This is a genomic window from Corynebacterium sp. 20-84, assembly GCF_053479455.1.
In genome coordinates this window covers 44512-69400 of record NZ_JBRBCB010000005.1, presented here as the reverse complement: position 1 = coordinate 69400, position 24889 = coordinate 44512, and the positions used below count along the sequence as shown (strand labels likewise).

19 protein-coding genes and 1 tRNA gene are annotated in these 24889 nt (G+C 62.6%); 11 read left to right on the top strand and 9 right to left on the bottom strand.

Features of this window, described 5'->3' with window-relative positions:
* Window positions 1-35 precede the first annotated feature (35 nt).
* Both ACUY2Y_RS05075 and uvrB read right to left on the bottom strand, forming a co-directional pair.
* Complete coding sequence (locus tag ACUY2Y_RS05075) at window positions 36-479, bottom strand: universal stress protein (RefSeq protein WP_448325076.1); 444 nt, start codon at window positions 477-479, stop codon at window positions 36-38.
* Between the two features lie 82 nt (window positions 480-561).
* A complete protein-coding gene (gene uvrB / locus ACUY2Y_RS05070) occupies window positions 562-2658 on the bottom strand; it encodes an excinuclease ABC subunit UvrB (RefSeq protein ID WP_448325075.1) in 2097 nt (698 codons plus the stop codon).
* Window positions 2659-2778: 120 nt separating this feature from the next.
* Here uvrB and ACUY2Y_RS05065 point away from each other — a divergent pair, with 120 nt between their 5' ends.
* The 5 genes from ACUY2Y_RS05065 to ACUY2Y_RS05045 are packed head-to-tail and all read left to right on the top strand — an operon-like array spanning window position 2779 to window position 8937.
* Window positions 2779-3618: a TetR family transcriptional regulator C-terminal domain-containing protein gene (locus tag ACUY2Y_RS05065; protein ID WP_448325074.1), complete on the top strand. Its 840-nt coding sequence runs from the start codon at window positions 2779-2781 to the stop codon at window positions 3616-3618.
* A 2-nt stretch (window positions 3619-3620) separates the two neighbouring features.
* The gene (locus tag ACUY2Y_RS05060) at window positions 3621-5177 is read left to right on the top strand and encodes an ABC transporter substrate-binding protein (protein WP_448325073.1); all 1557 of its coding nucleotides are present in this window, start codon (window positions 3621-3623) and stop codon (window positions 5175-5177) included.
* A gap of 3 nt (window positions 5178-5180) precedes the next feature.
* The gene (locus ACUY2Y_RS05055) at window positions 5181-6128 is read left to right on the top strand and encodes an ABC transporter permease (RefSeq protein WP_448325072.1); all 948 of its coding nucleotides are present in this window, start codon (window positions 5181-5183) and stop codon (window positions 6126-6128) included.
* Window positions 6128-7213 carry an ABC transporter permease gene (locus tag ACUY2Y_RS05050; RefSeq protein ID WP_448325071.1) on the top strand — a complete coding sequence of 362 codons (1086 nt, stop codon included), beginning with the start codon at window positions 6128-6130 and terminating at the stop codon, window positions 7211-7213. The genes ACUY2Y_RS05055 and ACUY2Y_RS05050 overlap by 1 nt, the downstream gene beginning before the upstream one ends.
* A complete protein-coding gene (locus ACUY2Y_RS05045; RefSeq protein WP_448325070.1) occupies window positions 7210-8937 on the top strand; it encodes an ABC transporter ATP-binding protein in 1728 nt (575 codons plus the stop codon). Before ACUY2Y_RS05050 ends, ACUY2Y_RS05045 begins: the two co-directional genes overlap by 4 nt.
* A 161-nt stretch (window positions 8938-9098) precedes the next feature.
* On the opposite strand, the gene ACUY2Y_RS05040 is transcribed toward ACUY2Y_RS05045, so the two are convergent.
* Window positions 9099-9605 carry a DUF6301 family protein gene (locus ACUY2Y_RS05040; RefSeq protein ID WP_448325069.1) on the bottom strand — a complete coding sequence of 169 codons (507 nt, stop codon included), beginning with the start codon at window positions 9603-9605 and terminating at the stop codon, window positions 9099-9101.
* A gap of 240 nt (window positions 9606-9845) precedes the next feature.
* Here ACUY2Y_RS05040 and ACUY2Y_RS05035 point away from each other — a divergent pair, with 240 nt between their 5' ends.
* The 4 genes from ACUY2Y_RS05035 to ACUY2Y_RS05020 all read left to right on the top strand — a co-directional run bounded on the left by ACUY2Y_RS05035 (window position 9846) and on the right by ACUY2Y_RS05020 (window position 13792).
* Window positions 9846-11582, top strand: coding sequence for a choline/carnitine O-acyltransferase (locus ACUY2Y_RS05035; protein WP_448325068.1), 1737 nt, complete (start codon window positions 9846-9848; stop codon window positions 11580-11582).
* 2 nt (window positions 11583-11584) lie between these two features.
* The gene (gene coaE / locus ACUY2Y_RS05030) at window positions 11585-12178 is read left to right on the top strand and encodes a dephospho-CoA kinase (protein ID WP_259900126.1); all 594 of its coding nucleotides are present in this window, start codon (window positions 11585-11587) and stop codon (window positions 12176-12178) included.
* A 76-nt stretch (window positions 12179-12254) separates the two neighbouring features.
* Entirely contained in the window at window positions 12255-12608 is a 354-nt protein-coding gene (locus ACUY2Y_RS05025; RefSeq protein ID WP_210572279.1) for a DUF4259 domain-containing protein, read from the top strand.
* Between the two features lie 59 nt (window positions 12609-12667).
* On the top strand, window positions 12668-13792 hold the full coding sequence (locus tag ACUY2Y_RS05020) for a trimeric intracellular cation channel family protein (RefSeq protein WP_448325067.1): 1125 nt from the start codon (window positions 12668-12670) through the stop codon (window positions 13790-13792).
* 46 nt (window positions 13793-13838) lie between these two features.
* Here ACUY2Y_RS05020 and ACUY2Y_RS05015 read toward each other — a convergent pair whose 3' ends face one another.
* Entirely contained in the window at window positions 13839-14906 is a 1068-nt protein-coding gene (locus tag ACUY2Y_RS05015; protein WP_448325066.1) for an HNH endonuclease signature motif containing protein, read from the bottom strand.
* A 134-nt stretch (window positions 14907-15040) separates the two neighbouring features.
* Complete coding sequence (gene rpsA, locus ACUY2Y_RS05010; RefSeq protein WP_448325065.1) at window positions 15041-16513, bottom strand: 30S ribosomal protein S1; 1473 nt, start codon at window positions 16511-16513, stop codon at window positions 15041-15043.
* A 359-nt stretch (window positions 16514-16872) separates the two neighbouring features.
* Between rpsA and ACUY2Y_RS05005 the strand changes: the two genes are divergently transcribed.
* Complete coding sequence (locus tag ACUY2Y_RS05005) at window positions 16873-18156, top strand: YkvI family membrane protein (RefSeq protein ID WP_448325064.1); 1284 nt, start codon at window positions 16873-16875, stop codon at window positions 18154-18156.
* A gap of 62 nt (window positions 18157-18218) precedes the next feature.
* On the opposite strand, the gene polA is transcribed toward ACUY2Y_RS05005, so the two are convergent.
* Window positions 18219-20837 (bottom strand): DNA polymerase I, encoded by a 2619-nt coding sequence (polA, locus tag ACUY2Y_RS05000; RefSeq protein ID WP_448325172.1) that lies wholly within the window; start codon window positions 20835-20837, stop codon window positions 18219-18221.
* Between the two features lie 146 nt (window positions 20838-20983).
* Between polA and ACUY2Y_RS04995 the strand changes: the two genes are divergently transcribed.
* Window positions 20984-21057, top strand: a tRNA-Leu gene (locus ACUY2Y_RS04995).
* 68 nt (window positions 21058-21125) lie between these two features.
* Here ACUY2Y_RS04995 and ACUY2Y_RS04990 read toward each other — a convergent pair.
* From ACUY2Y_RS04990 to kdpC, 3 genes are read right to left on the bottom strand one after another with little or no spacing between them, the layout of a single operon-like run.
* Window positions 21126-21803 (bottom strand): response regulator, encoded by a 678-nt coding sequence (locus tag ACUY2Y_RS04990; protein WP_448325063.1) that lies wholly within the window; start codon window positions 21801-21803, stop codon window positions 21126-21128.
* A gap of 9 nt (window positions 21804-21812) precedes the next feature.
* A complete protein-coding gene (locus ACUY2Y_RS04985) occupies window positions 21813-24320 on the bottom strand; it encodes an ATP-binding protein (RefSeq protein ID WP_448325062.1) in 2508 nt (835 codons plus the stop codon).
* 4 nt (window positions 24321-24324) lie between these two features.
* Window positions 24325-24888 (bottom strand): potassium-transporting ATPase subunit KdpC, encoded by a 564-nt coding sequence (gene kdpC, locus ACUY2Y_RS04980; RefSeq protein ID WP_448325061.1) that lies wholly within the window; start codon window positions 24886-24888, stop codon window positions 24325-24327.
* Between the last annotated feature and the right edge of the window lies 1 nt (window position 24889).

The following is a 24889-nucleotide window of genomic DNA, read 5'->3' as shown; positions in this document are numbered from 1 at the left end:
GGCTCGGCTGCAGCCGGCGAAACGCGCGGGGCTAGCTAGGCGACAGTGTGAACGATCATCACGTCGCAATCCGACTGGCGGGCGACGTCGGCAGGCACGGAGCCGAGCAGACGACCGGTCAGGGAGTTGATGCCTCGGTTGCCCACGACGAGCAGCTCGGCGTCGTAATCGGTGACGATGCTCATCAAAGCTTCAACGGGAGTGCCGGGGCGCACTGCGGTCTCGACGTTGTCCAGGCCAGTCTCCTTCGCGCGCTCAACTGCGGAAGACAGGTTCTCGCGTGCAGTGTCGTCGCCGAGGATGGTGTTGGAATCCTGGCGCAGAGCGGAAGAGACCTCTTCTTCGGACTCGTAGTAGGCGCAGCCGATGACGAGCTTGGCACCGAATGCTCCAGCGAGCTCAGCCGCGCGCTCGACGGCGAGCAGGGAGGACGCAGATCCGTCCGTACCGACAACGACGGTGTTGTAGTTCATAGCCATGGTGCACCTTCCGGATTGACACGTTGTCCTCGCCTTTCGTGGCCCGGCAGCGCCGTGTTGCCGAAGGCGATACTCCAGGCCACTATATACCGGCTTCTTTCACACCGCGGAGCTCCTTGCGTAGATCGGCGATCTCGTCGCGCAGTCGCCCGGCCAGCTCGAATTTCAGCTCGCGGGCGGCGCTGGTCATCTGGGTGGTGAGGTCGGCGATAAGCTGTTGAATCTCGTCTTGCGCCATGGACGATGTGTCGCGGCCTTCGAGCATGGATGTCTCGCTGGAGCTGGACGCTTCTTCGTCGTCGCTGCGCTCGTAGACCTCGTCGAGGATATCGGCGATCTTCTTGCGCAGTGGCTGCGGATCGATGCCGTGCTCTTCGTTGTAGGCGATCTGCTTGGCGCGACGGCGTTCGGTCTCATCGATGGCGGCCTGCATGGATTCGGTGATGTCGTCGCCGTACATGATGACCTCGCCGGAGACGTTGCGGGCAGCGCGACCGATGGTCTGGATGAGCGATTTCGTGGAGCGGAGGAAGCCTTCTTTGTCGGCGTCGAGGATGGCCACGAGGGAGACTTCGGGCAGGTCGAGACCCTCGCGAAGGAGGTTGATGCCCACGAGCACGTCGAATTCGCCGAGACGCAGCTGGCGCAGCAGCTCCACGCGCTGCAGCGTGTCGATGTCCGAGTGCAGGTACCGCACCTTGATTCCGTTGTCGAGGAAGTAGTCGGTGAGGTCCTCAGCCATGCGCTTGGTCAAGGTGGTGACCAGGACGCGCTCGTCCTTCTCAGTACGCTCGCGGATCTCGTGGATGAGGTCGTCGATCTGGCCCTTCGTCGGGCGGACGGACACCTTCGGGTCGACCAAGCCGGTCGGGCGAATGACCTGCTCGACGAATTCGCCGCCGGCGGCTTCGAGCTCGTAGTCGCCCGGTGTTGCCGACATGTAGACGGTCTGGCCGACGCGATCCTCGAATTCGTCGAAGGTCAGCGGGCGGTTGTCCACCGCAGACGGCAAGCGGAACCCGAATTCGACGAGGTTACGCTTGCGGGACATGTCGCCTTCGTACATGCCGCCGATCTGCGGGACGGTGACGTGGGACTCGTCGATGATAGTGAGGAAATCTTCCGGGAAATAGTCGATCAGCGTCGCCGGCGCAGACCCCGCCTCGCGGCCGTCGATGTGACGCGAGTAGTTCTCGATGCCGGAGCAGAACCCCACCTGCTGAATCATCTCGAGGTCGTATTCGGTGCGCATACGCAACCGCTGCGCCTCGAGCAGCTTCCCGCGGTTCTCCAGGTCCTCGAGGCGGTCGGCGAGCTCGAGCTTGATCGCCTCGATCGCTTTTTCCATGCGCTCCTCAGTGGCCACATAGTGCGTCGCCGGGAAGATACGCAGTTCGTCGCGCTGCTGCAGGACGTCGCCGGTGAGCGGGTGTATGTAGTACAGCGAGTCGACTTCATCGCCGAAGAATTCCACGCGCACAGCGACTTCCTCGTAGGCCGGGATGATATCCACGGTGTCGCCTTTCACACGGAAGGTGCCGCGCTTGAAGTCGACGTCGTTGCGCTCGTATTGGACGTCGACAAGCAGGCGCAGGAAGCGGTCGCGCTCGATCTCCTCGCCGACGCGCAACAGCAGCGAACGATCGAGGTAGGACTGCGGCGTGCCAAGGCCGTAGATGCACGACACGGAAGAAACAACGACCACGTCGCGTCGGCTGAGCAACGCGGACGTCGCAGAGTGGCGGAGACGCTCGACATCGTCGTTGATCGACGAGTCCTTCTCGATATAGGTGTCCGTCTGCGCGATATACGCCTCAGGTTGGTAGTAGTCGTAGTACGAGACGAAATACTCGACGGCGTTATTCGGCAGCAGTTCGCGCAGCTCGGTAGCCAGCTGCGCCGCGAGCGTCTTATTCGGCGCCATGACCAGCGTCGGGCGCTGCTGCTGCTCGATCAGCCACGCCGCGGTCGCCGATTTACCCGTACCGGTCGCACCCATGAGCACGACATCGGGCTCCCCCGCGCGCAGACGCTTATCCAGCTCGGCGATCGCTTTCGGCTGGTCGCCCGACGGCTCAAATTCGGACTCGACCTTGAAGAGTTTCTCGGTGCGCTCCACCTCCCCCACCGGGCGGAATTCAGAGTGCGACAAAACGGGGTGCTCAGCAGCAAAAGCCATGCACGCCAGTCTAGGTCAGTTTCGCTTTTCGCTTATCGACGCCCCGCGCCAGTTGCGATACCCTTCGTTCCCCAGTCAAAATGTTGCGACTTACTTTCAGCTGCACTTAAGGTTGTGTGTATGGTCCTCCGACATTCGCACACCGCAGCTCGCGCCGCCATCACGGCGGCGGGACTACGGCATGCGGATGTGGCTTCTTATTTGGGGATCGACGCCAGCAAGCTCTCCAAGTCGCTCTCAGGGGTGCGGCGCTTCAACGCCGTCGAACTGGAACGCTTGGCGGAGATCACCGGTGTCACTGTGGACAGTCTGAAGCCGCTGGCTCACACCGATCACGACTCGGATGCTCACCCGCGTGAGGCCGAGTGGGCTGCCCGTCGCCGCGCGATTGCCGCAGCCGCATGGCCGCTGTTCACCGCGAACGGCTACCAGGCGGTCAAGGTCGCTGACATTGCGCGGGAGGCAGGAGTGTCCAGCTCCGCTGTGCATTACTACTTCCGCTCCAAGAATGATGTCTTCCTCGCCACTCTCGATCTTTGCTCGGAGCAGGCGGCGGAAAGGAGGGCAGGGGTGGCGTCGATAAGCGATCCTGCCCAGCGTCTCGTGCGCTTCGCGCAAATCCAGCTCGACGGTTCGGCGGAAGCCACCCGCGAATGGACGACGTGGGCGCAATTTTGGGCATCGTCACCGATGTTCGAGGACGCGAAAAAAGCGACCGCACTGGCGTACAGCCGCTGGGACGAGCAATTGCGCGCCATCGTGCTCGAGGGCATGGCGTCCGGCCAATTCGCCGTCGACGAGCCCGACGAGATGTTGGGCGCAGTCACGGCGATGATCGACGGACTCGGTGTGCGCATGCTCACCGGCGCCTTGTCCGCCAGCGACGCCGCAGCCGCAGTGACGGACTATCTGAATACGTGGATGACAGCGCCTGCTGTCTCTGTGAAGGAGAACGCATAGACATGGTTGAACTTTCGCGCCGGCAGTTGCTCGGCGCCGCGGCGGTGGCAGGATCAGCGACCGCGTTCGCGGCGTGCTCGCCAACGATGCCGGCTGAAAACATCGACACGTCGGGCCCGCCGCGCAAAGGCGGCACGCTGCGCGTCGGACTCGTGGGCGGCTCCACCGCCGACACCGTAGACGCGCACATTCCCGCCAGTGCCAGCGACGCCGCACGTGTGGTCAATCTGTACGAGCCCCTCGTTCGCCGCGGCTACGAATACGAGCTGGAAAACCGCCTCGCCGAGAGCCTCGAGCCGAATGAAGACGCGACCAAGTGGACCATCCGGCTGCGTGAGGGCGTGAAATTCTCCGACGGCCGACCGGTGCGCCCTGAGGATGTGATTGCCACCTACGAACGCGTCGCCGACCCAGACGACCCGAAGAACGGTGCCGGCTCCATCGCGCACATCGAGGCGATGAACGTCGTCGACGACCGCACGCTGACGATCTCCCTGTCGCGACCCGATGCGACCTTGACGGAGGCGCTCGCCGAGTACCAAATGGGCATCGTCCCTGAAGACTACGACCCGGAGAACCCGATCGGTGCCGGTCCCTTCAAGCTGGTCAATTTCTCCGCTGGCCGCGAGACCATCATGGAGCGCAACGAGCACTACTACCTCGGCCCCGCCAACCTGGATCGCGTCGAGGTCGTCGACTTCTACCAGGAAGACGCGATGCTCAACGCGCTACTGTCATCGCAGGTCGACGGCATCGGCGCACTCAATCACGCGCTTGTCCGCGTCATCGAAGCGGACCCGCGCATGCACGTCGTCAGTTCCGAATCAGGCATGTGGCTCCCCTTCACCATGCGCGTTGACCACGAGCCTTTCGACGACGAACGCGTCCGCCAGGCCATGCGCCTCGCATGCGCGCGTCCGGGCTTGGTCGACCAAGTCTTCTCCGGCGAAGGTCAGGTCGGCAACGACATGTTCGCGCTCTACGACCCCGCGTACCCGCACGAATTCCCCCAGCGCGAGCAAAACATCGAAGAAGCAAAGAAATTGCTTGCCGACGCCGGCTACCCCGACGGCATCGACGTCACCCTCGCCACCTCTGAGATCGCCTCTGGTGCTGTCCGCGCCGCGCAGGTATTCACGGAGCAGGTCCGCGAGGCTGGCATCCGCGTGAAGATCGACCAGGTCGACTCCACCACCTTCTGGGCCGACGGCAACTACCTGTCCTACCCCTTCTCCCAGACCTTCTACTACACACGCAACTTCCTCGAGCAGGTCAACCGCTGCGCGACCGAGGAAGCGCCGTTCAACGAAACGCACTGGGTCGACGACGAGTTCACTGCCCGCGTTGAAGCCGCCCGCGGCATTGTCGACGACCGCGAGCGCGGCAAAGAGATCAAGGAGCTCCAGCGCGAGTTCTACGACCGCGGCGGCTACATCATCTGGGGCTTTCCCAACCAGGTGGATGCGTACCACAACTACGTGGTCGGAGCGCGACCCCATACAAGTGGCGTGGCGTTGTCCCAGGCGTTGTTCTACGACATGTGGATTGCGGAGGCATAGACAATGAGCAAACTCATCGCTCGCCGACTCGGCTTGAGCATCTTCATCCTTCTCGCAGTGTCGGTGATCATTTTCTGCGCCACGCTGCTTCTGCCAGGCGACCCCGCCCGCGCCATCCTGGGCCAGCAGGCCACACCGGAGCGCATCGCCGCGCTGGAAGCCGAAATGAACCTGGACAAAAACCCCGTCGAACGCTACTTCCTGTGGCTCGGCGGTGTACTGACCGGCAACTTCGGCACATCCACCACCACTGGCGGACCAGTCTCCGAACTCCTCGGTGAGCCCCTGGTCAACTCCTTAGTGCTAATGGCGCTGGCTGCCCTCGTCGCGATCCCGCTCGGCATTCTCGTGGGCATCTACGCCGCCTGGTGGCGCGGATTCCGCCGCGACCGCGCGATCACGTGGGTCACGCTGATCCTGGCTGCGATGCCGGAGTTCGTCATCGGTATCTTGCTCGTCACCGTGTTCGCGACCTCGGTCTTCCAGGTCCTGCCAGCTGTGACGATGTCGCAACCGGGCGCGTCTGTGTGGTCGTATCCGTCGCAGCTCGTTTTGCCGACGCTGACGCTGGCGCTCGTCGTCAGTCCATACATTGCGCGCATGACCCGCGCCACGATGATCGAGACGCTCGACTCCGGCTACGTCGAAATGGCCCGCCTCAAAGGTGTGCCTGAGCGGCGCGTCATTTTCCGCCACGCACTCCCCCACGCCATTGGCCCCATCGCACAGGTCGTCGCGATCCAGCTCGCATGGCTTGCCGGCGGCATCGTCGTCGTCGAGTACCTGTTCCGCTACCCGGGCCTCGGCGTCGCCATGATCGACGCCGTCAACTACCGCGACGTCCAAGTTGTCCAGGCAGTCACCCTCCTCATCGCCGCCGTCTACGTCGTGGTCAACCTGCTTGCCGACGTCATCGGCATCATGGCCAACCCGAAGCTAAGGAGCAACTAATGACCCAGCCACACAACCCTGGCTCCGAGTCCGTAGAGTCGCTCGAGCCAACGGAAACGCTGCACGCTGATAAGGCAGCGGCGACCGAACCCGCTGCCACCGACGTTCGCACAGGCGACGAGCTCAAAGCCTCCCTGTCTAAACCTGACCCGCTGCTCAAGCGCATCTGGGCGCAATCGGAGGGCAAGGTCGGCATGGTGCTTACCGGCGCGGTGCTCCTCGTCGCGCTCGTCGGCTACTTCTTCGCCGAACAGCTCACCGGCTACTCCACCACCGAGTTCTTGGGCCTGCCCTTTGTGTCTGACGGGGTCTTCGGCACCGATAACCTCGGGCGTTCCGTCGCTTCGCGCTTTGTCGGCGGCGGCCTGATCCTGCTCATCACGGCTTTCCTGGCGACGGTGCTGGGCATGGTCGTGGGCACGGTCCTCGGCATGATCGCCGGCTACGCAGGCGGCGCGACCGATGCCGTGATCATGCGCATCAACGACGTCTTGCTGGCATTCCCGCAACTGATCTTCGCCATGCTGGCGATCGTGATCTTCGGGCCGTCCGCCACTGTCTTGGTGCTCGTGATCGGGTTGACCCACGCGCCGCGTATCGCCCGCGTGGCTCGCTCGGCAACGCAGTCGGTCACCCACGAGGACTACATCCGCGCCGCCCAGATGTACTCGGTGCCGCACTGGAAGATCCTCACCCAGGAAATCCTGCCGAATATCACCGGCCCGCTGTCCGTCGAGGCAGGTCTGCGCCTGACGTACTCCATCGGTTCGATTGCCTCCCTGTCCTTCCTGGGTCTCGGCATTCAGCCGCCCGCCGCGGACTGGGGCCTCATGATCAATGAGAACCGCATCGCCCTGTCCATCCAGCCGTGGGGCGTGGTCCTGCCGGTGATCGCCATCGCGATCTTGACCATCGGCACGAACATGCTTGCCGACGCCACCGCCCGCGCCACCGCCTCCACCGCCACCCCCGTCAAGCGCACCGGCGAAACGACCCCGAGCGAGCGCCACGACAAGGTTCAGCCCATCATCAACGAAGACACCCGCAGCCGCACCACCAAGGCTGCCCCGAAGGAGAACGCATGACCACCTCGATTAATGCGGACGGCAAGGGGCCGAAGAAGGAGTCGCTATGGGCATCGACAGGCGGCCAAGGCGAGTACGCGCCTCCCGTGCGTAACGACGACACCCTCGTTCTGCGCATCCGCGATCTCCGCCTGGCGACGTACAACGGCACCGAGATCCTCCACGGCGTCGACATCGACCTGTACCGAGGCGAAATCGTCGGCCTGGTCGGCGAATCCGGCTCCGGCAAGACCACCGCGGGCCTCGCTGCTTTGGGCCACGTCCGCACCGGTCTGAGGATCACCGACGGCACCGTCACGCTGCATTCCCGCGACGGGGAGACCACCGACGTCCTCTCCCTAAGTGAGGACGAGGTCCGCGACATACGTGGCTCCCGCGTCGCATACATCCCGCAGGACCCGGCGCTCAGCCTCAACCCGGCGATGCGCGTCGGCGACCAGATCCGCGAAGTTCTCGACATCCACAACTTCGGTTCCAGCTCGTCTGAGCGCGCCGAACGCGTCCGCGAAGTCATGCGCGATGTCGATCTGCCCGACACCGACGAGTACCTGGCGCGCTGGCCGCACCAACTCTCCGGCGGGCAGCAGCAGCGCGTGGGCATCGCCATGGCATTCGCCATGTACCCCGATGTGTTGATTCTCGACGAACCGACCACCGGCCTCGACGCGACCACCCAGAACCATGTCCTGACAACCATCCGCACCATGACGATGAAGAACGACGTCGCCTCGCTCTACATCACCCACGACCTGGCTGTCGTCGGCGAGCTCGTCGACCGCGTCATCGTGATGCTCCGCGGCGATATCGTCGAGGAAGGCCCCTACAACGCGGTCCTCTACAACCCGAAACACGCCTACACCCGCAAACTGCTCGGCGCGATCCCCGACTTGGAAGGCGACAAGGACATCGCGGGCAACGACCGTTGGGACAACTCCTGGGCCGAGGTCCACGGCGACCCTGCGGCATCCGCTGAAACCCCGCTTCTTCAGGTCCGCGATCTTGAAATGGCGTACGGCGACAACAAGGTGCTGCACGGCATCGACCTCGCCATCAAGGCCGGCGAATCCACGCTGCTCCTCGGCGAGTCCGGCTCCGGCAAGACCACTCTCGCGCGCTCGATCGCCGGCCTCAATCCCGGTTACACCGGCGACGTGCTGCTGCGCGGCAAAGAACTCGCGCATTCGAGCCGCGACCGCACACTCGAGCACCGCAAGGACGTGCAGTACATCTTCCAGTCGCCGTTCTCGTCGCTGAATCCGCGGCGCACGATCGGCGAATCGATGAGCGTCCCGCTCGTCATGGCGGGCGAGCTCACCCGCGATGAGCAGCGCGACATCGTCGAGGAAACGCTCGAGGCTGTACAGCTGGACCGCAGTTTCTACGACCGGCGCCCGGGCGATTTGTCGGGCGGCGAACGCCAGCGCGCCGCGATCGGCCGCGCCCTCGTCAACGCGCCGTCGGTCCTGGTGTGCGACGAGATCACCTCAGCACTCGACGTGTCGGTGCAGGCATCGATCCTGCGGTTGTTGGCAGAGCTCCGCTACGAGCGCGGTCTGTCGCTATTGTTCGTCACGCACAATATCGCGCTCGCGCGCCATATCGCGACGCGTGTGGCTGTGCTCAACAAGGGCGTTATCGTGGACGACGGGCCAGTAGACGACGTCCTCGACAACCCGCAGCACGAGTACACGCGCAGCTTGCTCGCGAATATCCCGTCGCTCTAGCTGCCGGGCCCCGTGGGTGATGCGGGGTGTGTATATCCGCAGGCGGAGGACAACGCCGTGGCACACACCCCGCAGCGCGTCGAAGCAGCCCGCGAGCGCAGCAAGAGGAGATCAAGGAGCTCCAGCGCGAGTTCAACGACCGCGGCGGCCTGGTCTACCCATCAATCTCGTCCATCGGACCGTCGAGGTCGATCCCCGGTACGGCGCTCGTAGCGTTCCAGATCGGCAATCATTTTCGACATGAACATGAACTCGAGCACATTTTCTCCCACCGCCAGCCGGATAACGCTGCCATCATCCAGGTCCCAATCGGTGCCCTCCTCGTACAGCGGAGTTCCCGTCGGTGCAAAGCCGATGCATTCGGTAATGCTCTGTTTTACTTCGGGAAAGGCCGCGCGTACCGCAGCCTGGGTCGCGGCACCTCGCTCTTTGATCGTGTCTGAGACACGCGCATTGAAGCGCGAAAGCTCACCGCGCATCTCGTTCACGGCCGCTAGTGGCAAATTGATGTCGTAGTTGGTGATCCCACCGCGCCTACGATTCTTCTCCCAGTTGAGTTGCTCGTACAGGGCCGGGAATTCCTCGAATGGAATCGGCTTTGGCGCGTCCCGCAAGAGCGTGACCAAAGGGCAAAGTTGTTCTTTGGCAACCGTGTTGAGACTTGTCATTGCTCTTCCTTACCTCAATCAGCCTGGGACATCGATTTGTAGGTTTGATCGAAAGTACCCTGTCCAGGACCAGTCCGCTCAGGCAAGATCGCGCATTCGAGCCGCGACCGCGCCTCGAACACCGCAAGGACGCACGAGTACACGCGAAGCTTGCTCGCGAATATCCCGTCGCTCTAGCTGCCGGGCCCGTGGGTACTGTGGGGTGTGTATATCCGCAGGCGAATACAGGAGGACAACGCCGTGGCACACCCCATCCCCCACCCCGCAACGACTGATCTCAAACCGTTGCCGGTTCCGCCGCTCGACGAGACCCTCGACGCGTACAGCCACGCGCTTAAAGCGGTACTCCACGGCAGCGAGCTCGAGCACGCCCGCGCGGTTGTGGAGTCGTTCCGCACAGGCGCCGGTCCGCACCTCGACGCGCAGCTGCGCGAGCGCGCCTCCGAGCGCGAAGCAGCGGGCACCAATTGGCTTAACGACGAATGGTATTCCTCCTACCTCACCACCCGCTCCCCCCTCACTCTGGCGTCGAATGTCGGTTTCCAACTGGCCTTCCCGGGCGCGGATGGCATGAGCGGTCTTGACCGCGCCGTCGATATCATTCGCCGCGCCGCGACCGTGCACCTCGCAGCTGCGTCGGGCGACACTCCCGAGGATGTCGACGGCCGCGGCAACCGCATCACCATGAACCAGTGGTTCGTCTACGCGGGCGGAATCAGGCAGCCGGATAAGGGGGAAGACGCGGTCGTCGCTACGCAATTGGGCGCTGCGAACCGCGAGATCGGCGTGTTTGTCGACGGACGTCTGTTCGCCCTGCCCGTCAGCGACGCCGACGGCGTCGTGGTCTCCGCTGCTGCTCTTCGCGCTGGCCTCGAAAAAGTCCGCTCTCAGGAAGCTGCAGCCCTCGACTTCAACGCACCGTCCCTGCTCGGTTCCGGTGTCCTCGCGGACCTGTTGCCGGCGATTCTCAAACAGGGCGATAACCGCGCGACCTACCAGCGCCTCACCGACATGCTTTTCACGGTCGAACTGCAGTCGAACGGACCCGCAACGTCGAGCGACGCCGAGCGCATCCGCGAAGCCACGTTCGCCCCGCGCGGCGCGTGGGTGTACAAGCCGCTGAGCTATCTCGTCGACCTCGACAGCGATTGGGTCACCGTCCATGTCGAGCACTCATGCCAGGACGGCGCGACACTGGTCACCGCTGTCACGCGCATGCAAGACGCCGAACTTCCCGCAGGAGCGTCCGTCGAGGCAGAGCCTGAGGAGCTGACCTGGGAGCTCGACGACACGACGACGCAGCAGATCACGACCCACCTGGAGACCTTCAAGGCGCAGGCCGGCACCCTCCGCACGGACATCGTCACCGTTCCGCACGACATTCCGGAGGACCTGCCGTTCAAGCTCAGCCGCGACGCGTCAGCCCAGCTCACCATGACCATCGCGCAACAGCTCACCTACGGGCACGTCCGCGCGGTGTACGAAGCCGTCGATATGCGCGAGTACCGCGCCGGGCGCACCGAGTGCCTGCGCGCCGCCACGCCCGAAGCGGTCGCTTTCGCAGAAAAGCTTATCGACGGCACCGCCTCCCCCAACGACCTCCGCACCGCCCTCGACGCCCACCGCGCTTGGGTGAAGCGCTGCAAGTCCGGCAACGGTGTCGACCGGCATATCCAGATGATGGCCACCATCGACGACTCTGGCTCTTCTGATCCGTTCTTCGCGGACCGCGCGGCGACCGCCGCACGCCGGGATTTCCTGTCCACCACCTCCATCGGAGGCGCGAACCAAATCGTGCGCTACTGCTTCGCGCCGACGCTTCCGGAAGGCTTCGGCATCTCCTACACCCCACTTCCCAAAGACACCGAGTTCTGCATTTCCTGGAACACCACCAGCGCTGAGCAACCCGAGAAATTCCGCGCGAATCTCGGCAAAGCAGCTGCTCTGTTCTGGGAGTTCTGCGAGGAGTTGAGCTGACAATGAAGAAGATAGGACTCACCGGCGGGATCGGCAGCGGCAAATCGACGGTGGCGAAGCTACTGGCGGAAGCCGGTTTCAAAGTCGTCGACGCCGACCAGATCGCCCGGGAGATCATGGAGCCGGGCTCACCCGTCCTCGACGACGTGGCTGATGCGTTCGGGGCCGATGTGATCCGGGAAGACGGAACGTTGGATAGGGGGAAATTGGCGGGAAGGGCGTTCGTCGATAAGCGTGCTACTGAAAAGCTGAACTCGATCACCCACCCGGCGATCCGCGCGGAGTCCGAGCGTCGATTCGCCGACGCGGAAGCTGCAGGCGAACCTGCGGTCGTGTACGACATGCCGCTGCTCGTCGACATCGGCATGCACCGCGACATGGACCTCACCGTCGTCGTGGACGTCGACGCCGACGAGCGCGTCCGCCGTCTCGTAAGCTCGCGCGGCCTCGACGAAGCTGATGCCCGCGCGCGCATCGCGCAGCAAATCGATGATGCCACGCGCAAGGCCGCAGCCGATGTCATCATCGACAATAACGGGGCTATCGACGCGCTCAGACCGCAGGTCGATGAGCTGATAGCGCGCCTTAAGGCCTGAAGTTTCGCCCATTAGTCGGATAACGTTCAGAGCCACGCTACGTCCCATTCATCTCCTCGTCCTAATGTCGCACGGCATGGGAACGTGGGACATCGGGCCGTTTGACAACGACCCCGCAGTGGACGCCGTCGCAGCGCTTGCCGACGGCTCCTTCAGCATGGACCAGTTCCGCTTCGACTGCGGCCGCGGCCCCCTGGGCACCGATGAAGCCGAATCCGTCATCGCTTTAGCAGCCGTTCTGAACGGGCACGTCCCCTCCGAAGCACTTGCGCCCGCGCTTCGTTTCCCGTTCACCCTCGACGACCGCCGCTGGATCCGCCGCCGCGCCAACCAGGCCCTCCGCCCCGGCAATTCCGAGCTCTACGACCTGTGGGAAGACGCCGGCGAACTCGACAATTGGCTGGCCGAAACCAAGAAATACGTCGCCTGAACCGCGCCCGCTGAGCGCCAACCTGCTTTCTTCCCAGGACACCTTTAGACTTGCCACTTATGCCAGTGGACCAAGTCGACCCGCTCATCAGCTCGATCTACGAATGGATGGATGTCTCCGGTGTGCTGCTGATGGGCATCATCGGCGGCACACTCGCACGTCAGCGCGGCTACGACATCGTCGGGTTCTTGTTCATCGCCATGCTCTCGGCGCTTGGAGGGGGCATGATCCGCGATGTCCTCATCAATCAAGGCACCGTCGCCGCCATGAGCCAGCCCGAGTACCTGATCCTGGCGTTCACTGGCGCGCTGATCGCCCGCTTCGTCTATTTCAAGGGCAAAGCATGGGAGTTTCTCCAGTCTCACGGCGACGCCATCGTTTCTGCCCTGTGGGCGGCCACCGGAGCATACAAGGCGATCCATTACGGCTTGCCCGTACTGCCCACCATCATGATGGGCGTGTTCACTGCCACCGGCGGCAGCATGATCCGCGACGTCGTGACGGGCCGAGAGCCCAGCGTATTCGGCGGCAACCAGCCGACCGTGCTTCCGGCGGTCGCATGCGCAGTGACCGTCCTGGTTGGCAACTCGACTGGGCACCTCGCCCTGTCCATGGTGCTGGGTCCGGTTACTAGCTTCGCGCTGTTCCTCTTCGGCTATTACGGAAACTGGCGAGTCAGCCAGGACCCGGACTTCGCACCTGTGAACGCCACTGTCAACGCGACCGCTACTCAGGTCGTCTCTCTTGCTCGAAAGGCCGAGAACCGCTCCCGCGCGGTGGCTAGAGAACTAGAACCGAAAGGCTTACGAGCCTGGCGACACCGCCAGATGGAGAAAGCCCTCCAACGCCGCATTGAAGCTGAGATCCGCAAAGGCAAGCGGCCGGCGGAGGCTCGGAACGATGCAGACGAGTTTCTCACCGAGTTCACTACCCAGTTCCCTGTCATCGATTCTGAGACTCTCGCCGAGGCCGGCGTGGAAATCCCGGCCGAGGAAGAGAACATCTTCGAAGGCATCGGCGTCGACATCGAGGGTGACTCCTACGATGCCGACAACACCGAGCCTGACCCAGCCGAGATCGAGGCAATGCATGCAGACATGCTGGATATCATCCTCTCCGATCCATCGCTCACCGATGAACTCATCGAACGCCTCGTGGAGCGCTACAAGCGAAAAGACACATAGACCTTGAGGCGTGCGGAAGTGGCCGTGGGGTGTGGTGGCCCCTCGGCTATGTTCCGAACAACAGGTGCATCGCACCGTATTGGTGTGTGCTGTTCGGTACTGGTGTTCCGCGCGGTGAGATCCATGTTGGTGTCCCATCGCGCACCTGTATTCGACCCCTGTTGTGTCTGCCGGGGTCATCGTCGTTGGTGCGGTTGTGATACCTGCACAACACCGACAGGTTGCTCATATTCGTCGGCCCACCCCGGGCCCACGGTTCGATGTGGTGGACCTCGCAGTTATCAGCGGCATGCCGGCAGTCCGGCACAGGGCAGGTGGTCAGTGTTGCCCGGGCAAGGTCGCGTTGTTTCTTATTGGCGAACCGTTTCGTGTTGTATAGGTTCACCGGACCTGCCTGTGGGTGGAAGAGTGCGACTTCCAAGTCGGACCCGTGGAACCGAGTCAGGTACTCCGCACCAGTCATCGTCGTGCCATCAGATAGGCCCAGGATGGTGTCATCGCCTTGGCCGCCGAGGACCTTGATGTAATCCGCCAGCGGGATCTGGACCAGCGGGCGTGGAACAGCATCAGCGACAGCACCGTCGTTGTGCAGCAGGTCATGGAATGCCTCGTACATCTGCGGACCCTCAGGACGGTTGGCGTCGAGTTTTTGACGCAGGGCGTACTCAAGAGCAGCGATATCACTCGCATCACCAGTAGCACTAAAAGTGCGCTTGCCTTTCCGTTCCTTACCGAACCGCACCGACGACTCCGGAGCTGGTGTATCCGCCTCGGGGACGATGTCTTTGGCGCGGCGTTTCAACGTCTCGTAGTTCCCGCGCACAGACAACAACGCCAGGCGGATCTTCCACTTTTCTTTTTCGGTGCCCAACTTGCGGACTCGTTGCTCGATGAGCACCAATTGATCCAGTGACTTCGCAGTCTGGCGGGCAATACGAACGGCATTAGCCTGCTGGCGGGAAAACCGGGTCTTTCCGTAGTAGACCTCGTAGACGCCTTTCCAATCGGCAACGCGGGTGGGGTTGGCACCGGCATCGACAAGCTGCTGGGCGTCGAAACTCCCCAGCAGGTCGATAGCATTGCCCGCGCCCACATGCGCCGCGAATTGGTTCATGACACAAACGTTAAACCGCGTGCAACCCATCGTCTACGAAACGATGTCTACTTCAGTAGACAATCACGGGGCGCGAGGCGTCGATAAGCATGCAAAAAGACCCGCACCGAAGTGCGGGCCTTTGTAGCTAGGCGTTAGTTGCCTGCGAGCTTCTCGCGCAGAGCTGCGAGCTGCTCGTCGGACGCGAGGGAGCCACCCTGCTCAGCCTCACCAGCGGACGGAGCTGCCGGAGCTGCAGCCTCGCCGGAGGTGGAGCTGTAGTTGGTCTCGCCCTCGCCGGCTGCCTCTGCCTCTGCGGCGGCAGCGCGGTGACGCTCGATCTGAGCGGTGTGTGCCTCGTGCAGGCGGGCAGCCTCGGCGTAGCGAGCCTCCCACTCCTGACGAGCCTCGTCGTAGCCTTCCATCCACTCGTTGGTCTCCGGGTCGAAGCCCTCCGGGAAGATGTAGTTGCCCTGCTCGTCATAGGAGTCGGCCATGCCGTAGCGGGACGGATCGAACTCCTCGGAGTAGTCCTCGTCAGCCTGCTTGAGGGACAGGGAGATGCGACGACGCTCGAGGTCGATGTCGATGACCTTGACCATGACCTCTTCGCCGACGTTGACAACCTGGTCAGGCACCTCGACGTGGCGCTGAGCCAGCTCGGAGATGTGGACGAGGCCCTCGATGCCCTCCTCGACGCGGACGAATGCGCCGAACGGAACAAGCTTGGTGACCTTGCCCGGGACGATCTGGCCCACAGCGTGGGTGCGGGCGAAGACGCGCCACGGATCTTCCTGGGTGGCCTTCAGCGAAAGGGAGACGCGCTCGCGGTCGAGATCGACGTCGAGAACCTCGACGGTGACCTCGTCGCCGACGGTGACAACCTCGGACGGGTGGTCGATGTGCTTCCAGGACAGCTCGGACACGTGGACCAGGCCGTCAACGCCGCCAAGGTCGACGAATGCGCCGAAGTTGACGATGGAGGAAACGACACCCTTGCGGACCTGCCCCTTCTCCAGCTGGTGGAGGAAGTCGGAGCGGACTGCGGACTGGGTCTCTTCGAGGTATGCGCGGCGGGACAGCACGACGTTGTTGCGGTGCTTGTCCAGCTCGATGATCTTGGCTTCGAGCTCCTGGCCGATGTACGGGTCCAGGTCGCGGACGCGACGCATTTCGACGAGGGATGCCGGCAGGAAGCCGCGCAGGCCGATGTCGAGGATGAGGCCGCCCTTGACGACCTCGATGACCGTACCGGTGACCGGCTGGTCGTTCTTCTGCAGCTCTTCGATGGTGCCCCAGGCACGCTCGTACTGCGCACGCTTCTTGGACAGAAGCAGGCGACCTTCCTTGTCCTCCTTGGTCAGGACAAGTGCGTCGATCTCATCGCCGATTTCGACGACCTCGTCCGGGTCGACATCGTGCTTGATGGAGAGCTCGCGGGTCGGAATGACGCCTTCGGTCTTGTAGCCGATGTCGAGGAGGACCTCGTCGTGGTCGACCTTGACGACGGTGCCGGTGACGATATCCCCATCGTTGAAGTACTTGATGGTCGCGTCAACTGCGGCGAGAAAATCCTCAGTGCTGCCAATGTCGTTGATGGCAACCTGCGGGGTAGTAGAAGTGGGCATAGGTTATGTTGCTCCGAAATGGATAGGAGATAGCGGTTGGACATGAGCGCATCTCTCGAAAAAAGCAGCTTATCGACGCCCCAAAAGAGGCCTTACTAGCTGGGATTTCGATCTCGCCCCCGCCGTGGGCGGCCCTCCTATTACGACCGGGGCCACGTGGGCAGCGTAGATACGCCTTTGCGAGATTAGTTGATTTCCCCAGCTTGGGCAAACTTTGATCTGGTGCGTCGCGCGGGGGATTTTCAAGCGTTCCTGCATAGGACGCGTGGCGCGTATTCACCATTTTCCCACCAATATCTTTATTCTTATACAGTCAACAAAATTTGATAGTGCCCACTGGGCACGTAGGTGGTGTTTTTATGTTGAAGCGCGGTATCGGTATCGGCTTCGCTTTCATCGGTGTCGTTGTGGGCGCCGGTTTCGCTTCCGGCATGGAGGCGTTCCAGTACTTCGTCTCATACGGCGACATGGGCATGTGGGGCATTGTTCTCGCCGGTGTGGTCATGGCTTTCGCGGCGGTAGCTTTCCTTGCCTTCGGTTCCTATTTCCAGGCGAATGAGCACACGCGTGTGTTCGGCGAAGTTTCGGATGGTTTGTCCTCGAAGATCATGGACTGGTCGGCAATCGCCTGCATGTTCAGCGTGGGCTTCGTGATGTTCGCGGGTGCCGGCTCGAACCTCGAGCAAGCATACGGCTGGCCGATCTATGTCGGCGGTGTGGCCATGCTGATCATCATGCTGCTGGTGGGCCGCCTGGATGTGGATAAGATCTCAGTGGTTCTGGGGCTGGTCACGCCACTGCTTATCATTTTCGTCCTGATTGCTTCGATTTGGACGTTCACGCACACGAGCGTGGACTTTGCGTCGCAAAGCGATTGGGCCCAGCAGAATGTCCAAGGCGCGACGGGCGCTCCGAACTGGTGGCTCGGCGCGTTGAACCACACCGGCCTGAACGCACTGTGCACTGTGTCGATGGCGATTGTGATCGGCGGCGACAATTTCGACAACAAGTCGGTGCGCATCGGCGGCCTGGTCGCGGGTTTCCTGTACGCGGCGATGCTGGCGCTGCTCGTAGTCACGCTGTTCATGGAGGCCGACAAGGTCAACGGCGACGACCTGCCGCTGCTGACCGTGCTTTTCAATATCAACCCGGCACTGGGCCAGGTGATGACGTGGGTCATCTTCCTCATGGTGTTCAACACGTGCCTGGGCATGATCTACGCGCTTGCGAAGCGCTTGACGCGTAAGAACCCGGACAATTTCTACAAGGTCTACGTCGGCGCGTGTCTCGTCGGCTTCGTGCTGTCCTTCATTGGCTTCAAGCCGCTCGTGGCCAACCTGTACCCGATCCTGGGCTATCTGGGCCTGTTTGTGATCGCGGTGCTGGTCTACCAGTACTTCCGCTACCGCGATCGTCTGGACCGCGAGGGCGAGCTGCGCACAGCGGCTGTCGACCTGGTCACCGACGAGGAGAACCTCGATCCGGACAGCGAGTTCGCGGACATGTCGCTCGACGAGCTGGCTGAGGAATCGATGCTTGACGACGACGAGTTCCACGAAGCCCTCGAAGCCGAGGTCGAGGACGAAGACGTCAGCGCAGAGACCGCTGGCGATACTGAATCTTCAGGTTCCACGAAGATCTAGGAGGTCTCCCCTCCCTTTCTATTAGCCCGGGGTGCCGCGCTGCACAAGCGCTGGCTCCCGGGCTAATGTGCTGCTTCGTCCCAGTTGGTGCCGGTTCCTGCGGAGACTTCCAGTGGGACGCGCAGGGTGATGGCGCGGTCCATTTCTTCCTCGACGATCGCTTGGACCTGCTCGAGCTCGCCGGGGGCGATTTCGACGACGAGTTCGTCGTGGACTTGGAGGAGGACGCGGGATTGCAGGGGTTCGGCGCGGGAGGCGTCGTTAAGCGCGGCGTCGACGCGGATCATCGCGACCTTGATGATGTCGGCCGCGGTGCCCTGAATGGGAGCGTTGAGCGCTGCGCGTTCGGCGTTCTCGCGGGCGACGCGGTTATCGGAGGTGAGCTCGGGAAGGTAGCGGCGTCGGCCGAAGACCGTGGAGGTGTAGCCGTCGCGGCGGGCCTGTTCAACGACGTCGTCGAGGTAGCGCTTCACGCCGCCGAAGCGCTCGAAGTAGGACTCCATGATCTTCTTCGCCTCCCCGGCGGGGATGCCGAGCTGGTTGGACAGGCCGTATGCGCTCAAGCCGTAGACGAGGCCGTAGCTCATAGCCTTGACGCGGCGGCGGAGTTCGGGGGTGACGTCGTCGATCGGCACGTCGAAGACGCGAGAGCCGACGAAGTTGTGCAGGTCCTCCCCCTTCTTGTACGCCTCGATGAGGCCGGGGTCCTCGGAGAGGTGCGCCATGACGCGCATTTCGATCTGGGAGTAGTCAGCGGTGAGCAGGCACTCGTAGCCATCGCCGACGGTGAATGCGGAACGAATACGGCGGCCGGCTTCGGTGCGCACGGGGATATTTTGCAGGTTCGGCTCAGTGGAGCTCAGTCGCCCGGTGGACGCGACGGTCTGGTTGAAGGTCGTGTGGATGCGGCCGTCGTCGTGAACGGTCTTGATCAGGCCTTCAATGGTGGACTTGAGCTTCTGCCATTCGCGGTGCGCGAGCAACTGGTCCAAGAACGGGTGCGGGTTCTTCGCCGCGAGCGCCTCGATCTCCTTGGCGGCGGTGGAATAGCCGGTCTTGGTCTTCTTCGTCTTGGGCAGCTCAAGCTTATCGAAGAGGACGACGGAGAGCTGCTTGGGGGACGAGAGGTTGAGATCGGGTTCGTCGACAAGCGTGCGTGCTGTCTCCTCGGCGTCGGCGACTTTCTGCGCGATCTCTTTCAGCTGGGCTTCCAGGACGTCGGTGTCGACGGCGATGCCGGTCTCTTCCATCCCGGCGAGGATGGTCACGAGTGGCAATTCGAGATCGGCGTAGAGCTCGTAGGAGTCGATGGCGCGGAGCTCCTCGCTCAAATGCGCGGCGAGCTCGAGGATGGCGAGGGCGGAATCGAGGTCGGCGGTGTCGTCATCAAGCAGGCTCAGTTGGTCGCTGGATGCCGTAAGTTGTCGCTGCAGGTGGCGCTGGTAAACATCGGCGAGATCGTACGTGCGCTGGCCAGGGCGTAGCAGGTACGCGGCGATGGCGGTGTCGTGCGCGATGCCGCGCAGCGTGATCCCGCGCCCGCGCAGCATGTGCCATGCGGCCTTGGCGCTGTGGAGGTATTTCGGCGCGTCGGATTCGAGCCACGCCTTGAGCGCGGCGTCTTCCTCGGGCGTGAGGTCGCTCAAGCGCTTGGAAACGCCGTGCCGCTGCTTATCGACGATCCCCAGCGCCCACGCGTCCCCGCCCGCCGGCGTGGCATCGCCCTGGACGAAAAGGGCGAGGCCTTGACCCTCGCGGGCTGCAAGCCATGAGTCGAGCGCCTCGTCGTCGACGGTGAGCTCCGGCAATTCCTCTGCCTGTGTTTCGGCTGCGGCGCCATCGGTGGGCACCGCAGCGAGCACGCGTTCGCGGAGGTTGACGCCGAATTCGAGGTCGTCGAATGCCGTTGCCACGGCAGTGACGTCGGCGGGCTTGAGTTCGAGTTCGTCCGGACCGACGGGCAGCTCGAGGTCGCGCACCATCTGGGTGAGCTCTCGGTTGAGCTGAACTTGCTCGATCCGCTCGCGGAAATTGTTGCCGGCCTTACCCTTGATCTCCTCGGCGTGCTCGATGAGGCTATTCAAGTCTCCGTACTGGACGATCCACTTGGTGGCGGTCTTCTCCCCCACGCCCGGAATATTCGGCAGGTTGTCCGACGGGTCGCCACGCAGCGCCGCGAAATCCGGGTACTGCGCGGGCGTGAGGCCGTATTTCTTTTCCACTTCCTCCGGCGTGAAGCGCGTCAACGTGGACACTCCGCGCGTCGGGTACAGCACCGTGACCTTGTCGTTGACAAGCTGCAAGTAATCGCGGTCGCCGGTGACGATGACCACCTCATAGTCATCCTGCGCCTGCGTGGTGAGCGTGGCCAGGATGTCGTCTGCCTCGTAGTTCTCCTTGGTGAGCGTGACGATGCTCAAGTCCCCCAGCACATCCTGGATGAGTGGCACCTGCCCCTTGAATTCCTCCGGTGCTGCCGCGCGCTGCGCCTTGTACTCCGGGAAACGCTCCGTGCGGAAAGTCTGGCGTCCGATATCGAACGCCACGGCGACGTGCGTGGGCTGCTCGTCGGCCAAAATATTCGAGAACATCGACAAGAAGCCGTACACCGCATTCGTGTGCTGCCCGCCGGAGGTGGAGAAATTCTCCGCCGGCAGGGCGTAGAAAGCTCGAAAAGCCATCGAGTGGCCGTCGATGAGCAGGAGGCGTTTCTGTGCAGAAGAACTATCAGCGGTACTCACGCCGTCCTACTCTACCTACGGCAAGTGCGCCTTAACTGCTGGGCATTTCTTCGTTTAAGAACTCCTGCGCTATTGTTAGTCAGCACGCCCCAGTAGCCCAATTGGCAGAGGCAACGGATTCAAAACCCGTCCAGTGTGAGTTCGAGTCTCACCTGGGGCACAACACGATGACCCGGGACACCGCTTTGGCCATGTCTCGGGTTTCTCGCTGGTTGGCTCGGCTGGATGTCACCTGACGAGGCGATAGCCGACGCCGGGCTCGGTGAGCAGGTGGCGCGGGGCGGTCGGATCGTCTTCGATTTTGCCGCGGATCTGGTGGGCGTAGACGCGCAGGTAGTTCAGTTCGCGTCCGTAGCCGGGACCCCAGATCGAGCCGAGCAGATCGTCGTGCCGCACGAGCGAGCCGTTGGCCTTCGCCAGCGCGATGAGCATTCGCCATTCGGTAGGTGTGAAGTGAAGTTCCCGTCCAGCTTTTGTAGCGCGTGATTCGGTGAAGTCGAGCACAAGGTCCCCCGCCACGAATGCCGGAATAGACGCTGCGGAGATCCCGCTCGTACGGAGGGAAGCTCGCACACGCGCCATCAGTTCCTCCACGCCGAAGGGCTTGGTGACGAAGTCATTGGCACCGTCGTCAAGCGCTTCGACGATATCTTCCGCCTGGTCGCGGGCCGAGAGGACGATGATCGGCACGGCCGAGGTCTCCCGCACGCGGCGCAGGACCTCTGTGCCATCGATATCGGGCAGCCCGAGGTCGAGGATCACAAGCTGCGCCGGGTCGGCGGACATTTCGTCGAGCGCGTCCGCGCCGCAGCTGACACATACGGATTCGTACCCACGGGCGCGGAGGTTGATGCGCAGTGTGCGCAGCAAGGTGGCGTCATCATCGACGACGAGAATCTTGGTCATTGGTGCTCCTTAGATTGTCTCCGCTTGCGCAGCTGGGGGTGCAGGCATGGTGATCGTCATCGTCAGGCCACCACCGGGGGTTTCAGATGGGGTAACCGCACCGTGCATCGCTTCGGCGAGTCCGCGTGCGACAGCGAGTCCAAGTCCGACGCCATCGCTTGTCGACGTATCCCCTTTTCTCTGGAACGGCTGGAAGATCGCTTCCCTATCTTTGCGTTTCACGCCCGGCCCTGAATCGACAATCTTGATGGAAGCACCTGTTTCGGCAGGCCCAGTACCAACACGAATGGAGCCAGAGCGCTGATAACGCAGCGAGTTCTCCAACAGGTTCGTGACAACGCGTTCCAGCAGTCCCGCATCGACATACGCCAGCGCCGCTTCGTCTGAAGGCAGGTACGCAACCCGGTCTGGTTCGCTGACTTGGGAGATGTACTCGGGCAGAAGCTCCCGAAGATCGTAGACATCCGGCTTGGCCACGAGTGCACCTACCTGCAGACGGGACATGCCGAGCAGATTTGTGATGAGTTTGTCCAGCTTATTGGCGCTGAATTCGATCGATTCCATGAGCTCCTCGCGCTCTTCAGCCGTGAAGGTCACGGCGGTGCTGCGCAGGCTCTCAATTGAGGCCATGATGCCTGCTAGCGGTGTCCGCAAATCATGCGAGACAGCGGACAGAAGCGCTGTGCGAGCCTTATTGTCCTGCTCGAGATCATGGGCAGTTGAAGCCGACTTCTCCAGCGCGTCCTTTTGTAGAAGAGCCCGTGCGTACACGGCACAGGCGCTGATGAGGCGCCGGTTCTCAGCCGATATATCTGCTGGTTGAAGAATCAGTTCGTGCGTGTCATCAATCGCGTCGTGTTCACTTTCGCCGATCTTCTTCAGGTCAAAGCCGGCCGTGCTTTGCACGATATCGATGTGGCCCCGCTGAGAGAGCTTTTCGACGACGGCAGCGCCCTCCAGCCCGCACATCTCCACGATCTGGTCGAGCAGAATGCGGAGCTGGTCGGTCGAGCCCAGCAGGACGTTGGTCATGTCCGCCATCGCTGTCGCCTCTGTTTGGGCAACACGCGCCTCATGTAGGCGAAGCGCGTAGCGGTTCACCAAGGATGCCACGATGATGGCGACGCTGACCGAAATGAGCAGAGCAACGGTGTTCGCTGGGTGCTGAATAGTCAACGTGCCGTACGGGGGCGCGAAGAACCAATCCGCGAGCAGGGACCCTAAAACGGCGGCTGTGATTGACGGCCAAAGTCCGCCGACGAGGGCGACTACGACCGCAATCAACAAGAACAGCGGGGACACCAACGCGAGATTCGGGTGAACCTGGAATGCGAGGGAGATGGCTGTCACTAGGACAGGAAGGATGAATGCCAGAGCGAATCCTTGTTTCACACGCTGCCCAGGCAGCGCCCGCGTGCGATTGCGGCCGACCTGCGAACCGCCGTCGGCAAGCGCGACTACGTGCGTGTCGATCTCCTTGGAACTCTCGATAATGGCTTCACTGAAACCGCGCGAGAAGAGTCGCTGCCACGTAGGACGTCGGCTTGTTCCGATGATGATCTGGCTGGCATTGCAACCGCGTGCGAACTCTAGGACGGATTGGGCCGGGTTTTCTCCGGTGACTGTGTGGAAGGTCCCGCCGAGCTCTTCGGTGAGTTGACGCAACCGGGCGATATCCGGCAGCGTGGCTCCCGACAATCCGTCGGACCGGGTAGCGAAAACCGCAAGGAGCTCGCCGCCTACTCCCCTTTTCGCGATGCGGGCGCCGCGCCGCAAGAGCACCTCGCTGCCCCGGCCCCCTGACAGAGCGACGACGACGCGTTCACGGGTCGGCCACGATTTCTCGATACTGTTGTCGTTGCGGTACCGCGCTAGAGCCTCGTCAACTCGGTCTGCAAGCCACAGCAGCGCGAGCTCGCGGAGCGCAGAGAGGTTGCCTTCCCGGAAGTAGTTCGTCAACGCGGCGTCGATCTTCTCCGGTTTATAGATATCGCCGTGGGCCATGCGCTGCCGCAATGCCTCAGGAGACAGATCGACGAGATCGATTTGGTCCGCTGCGCGAAGCGCGCCGTCAGGGATCGTCTCGTTTTGGACGACTCCAGTGATCGTCTCAACGACATCGTTGAGCGATTCAATGTGTTGGACATTGACGGTGGAGATGACGTCGATCCCGGCGTCGAGAAGCTCCTCAATGTCCTCCCACCGCTTCGCGTTGCGCATTCCGTGGGGATTGGTGTGCGCCATTTCATCGACGAGCGCGACATCCGGATTCCGTCTGAGAATGGCGTCGAGATCCATCTCCGGAATCATCGTGCCTTTGTACTCGACCTCTGTTCGAGGCACGACTTCGAGCCCCTCCACCTGTTTCAAGGTGAATGCTCGACCGTGTGTTTCGACGAGGCCGACCACCACGTCCTCCCCCGCTTCCGCGAGCCGGTGCCCTTCAGTGAGCATGGCGACAGTCTTGCCCACGCCGGGCGCGCCGCCAAGAAAGACGCGTAGTCGACCTCTCGTCATGGTGTTAGCTTTCGTAGGACAGGGAGTAGTTCAGTTCGTTGACGTTGACGCTATCCTGCCCGAAGAATCCGAACAGGGCTTTGTCAGTGTGATCTTCAACGAGCTGTTCCACATCCTGCTCGCTCATCTCCCGGGCCTGAGCAACACGGGGCACCTGCCACAGCGCGTATTCCGGAGAAATGTGCGGGTCGAGGCCGCTCGAGGAAGCAGTCAGCGCCTCCGGCGGGACGGGTCCGGCACCGGGGTTCGCTGCCTCAAGATCCTGCCTGCGTTCCTCCATGAGGTCCTTGAGGTCCTCCGACTCGGGCGACAGATTGCTACCGCCCGACGACTCGCCGTCCCAATCCGCGGCGGACGGACGGGGCTGGAAGAATTCAGGGCCACCGGCTGGTTGAGCGATGAGCTTCGAGCCGACAACCTCGTCACCGGCTTTTTGTAGAGATCCATTGGCTTTCGCCGGCATGGCCAAACCAACAGCCACCATGAACAGCGGATACACGACGCCGAGGATAATGGTGAGTACGACAACGGCGCGGAATGCAGCGCCTGACTGACGGAGTGTATTCATT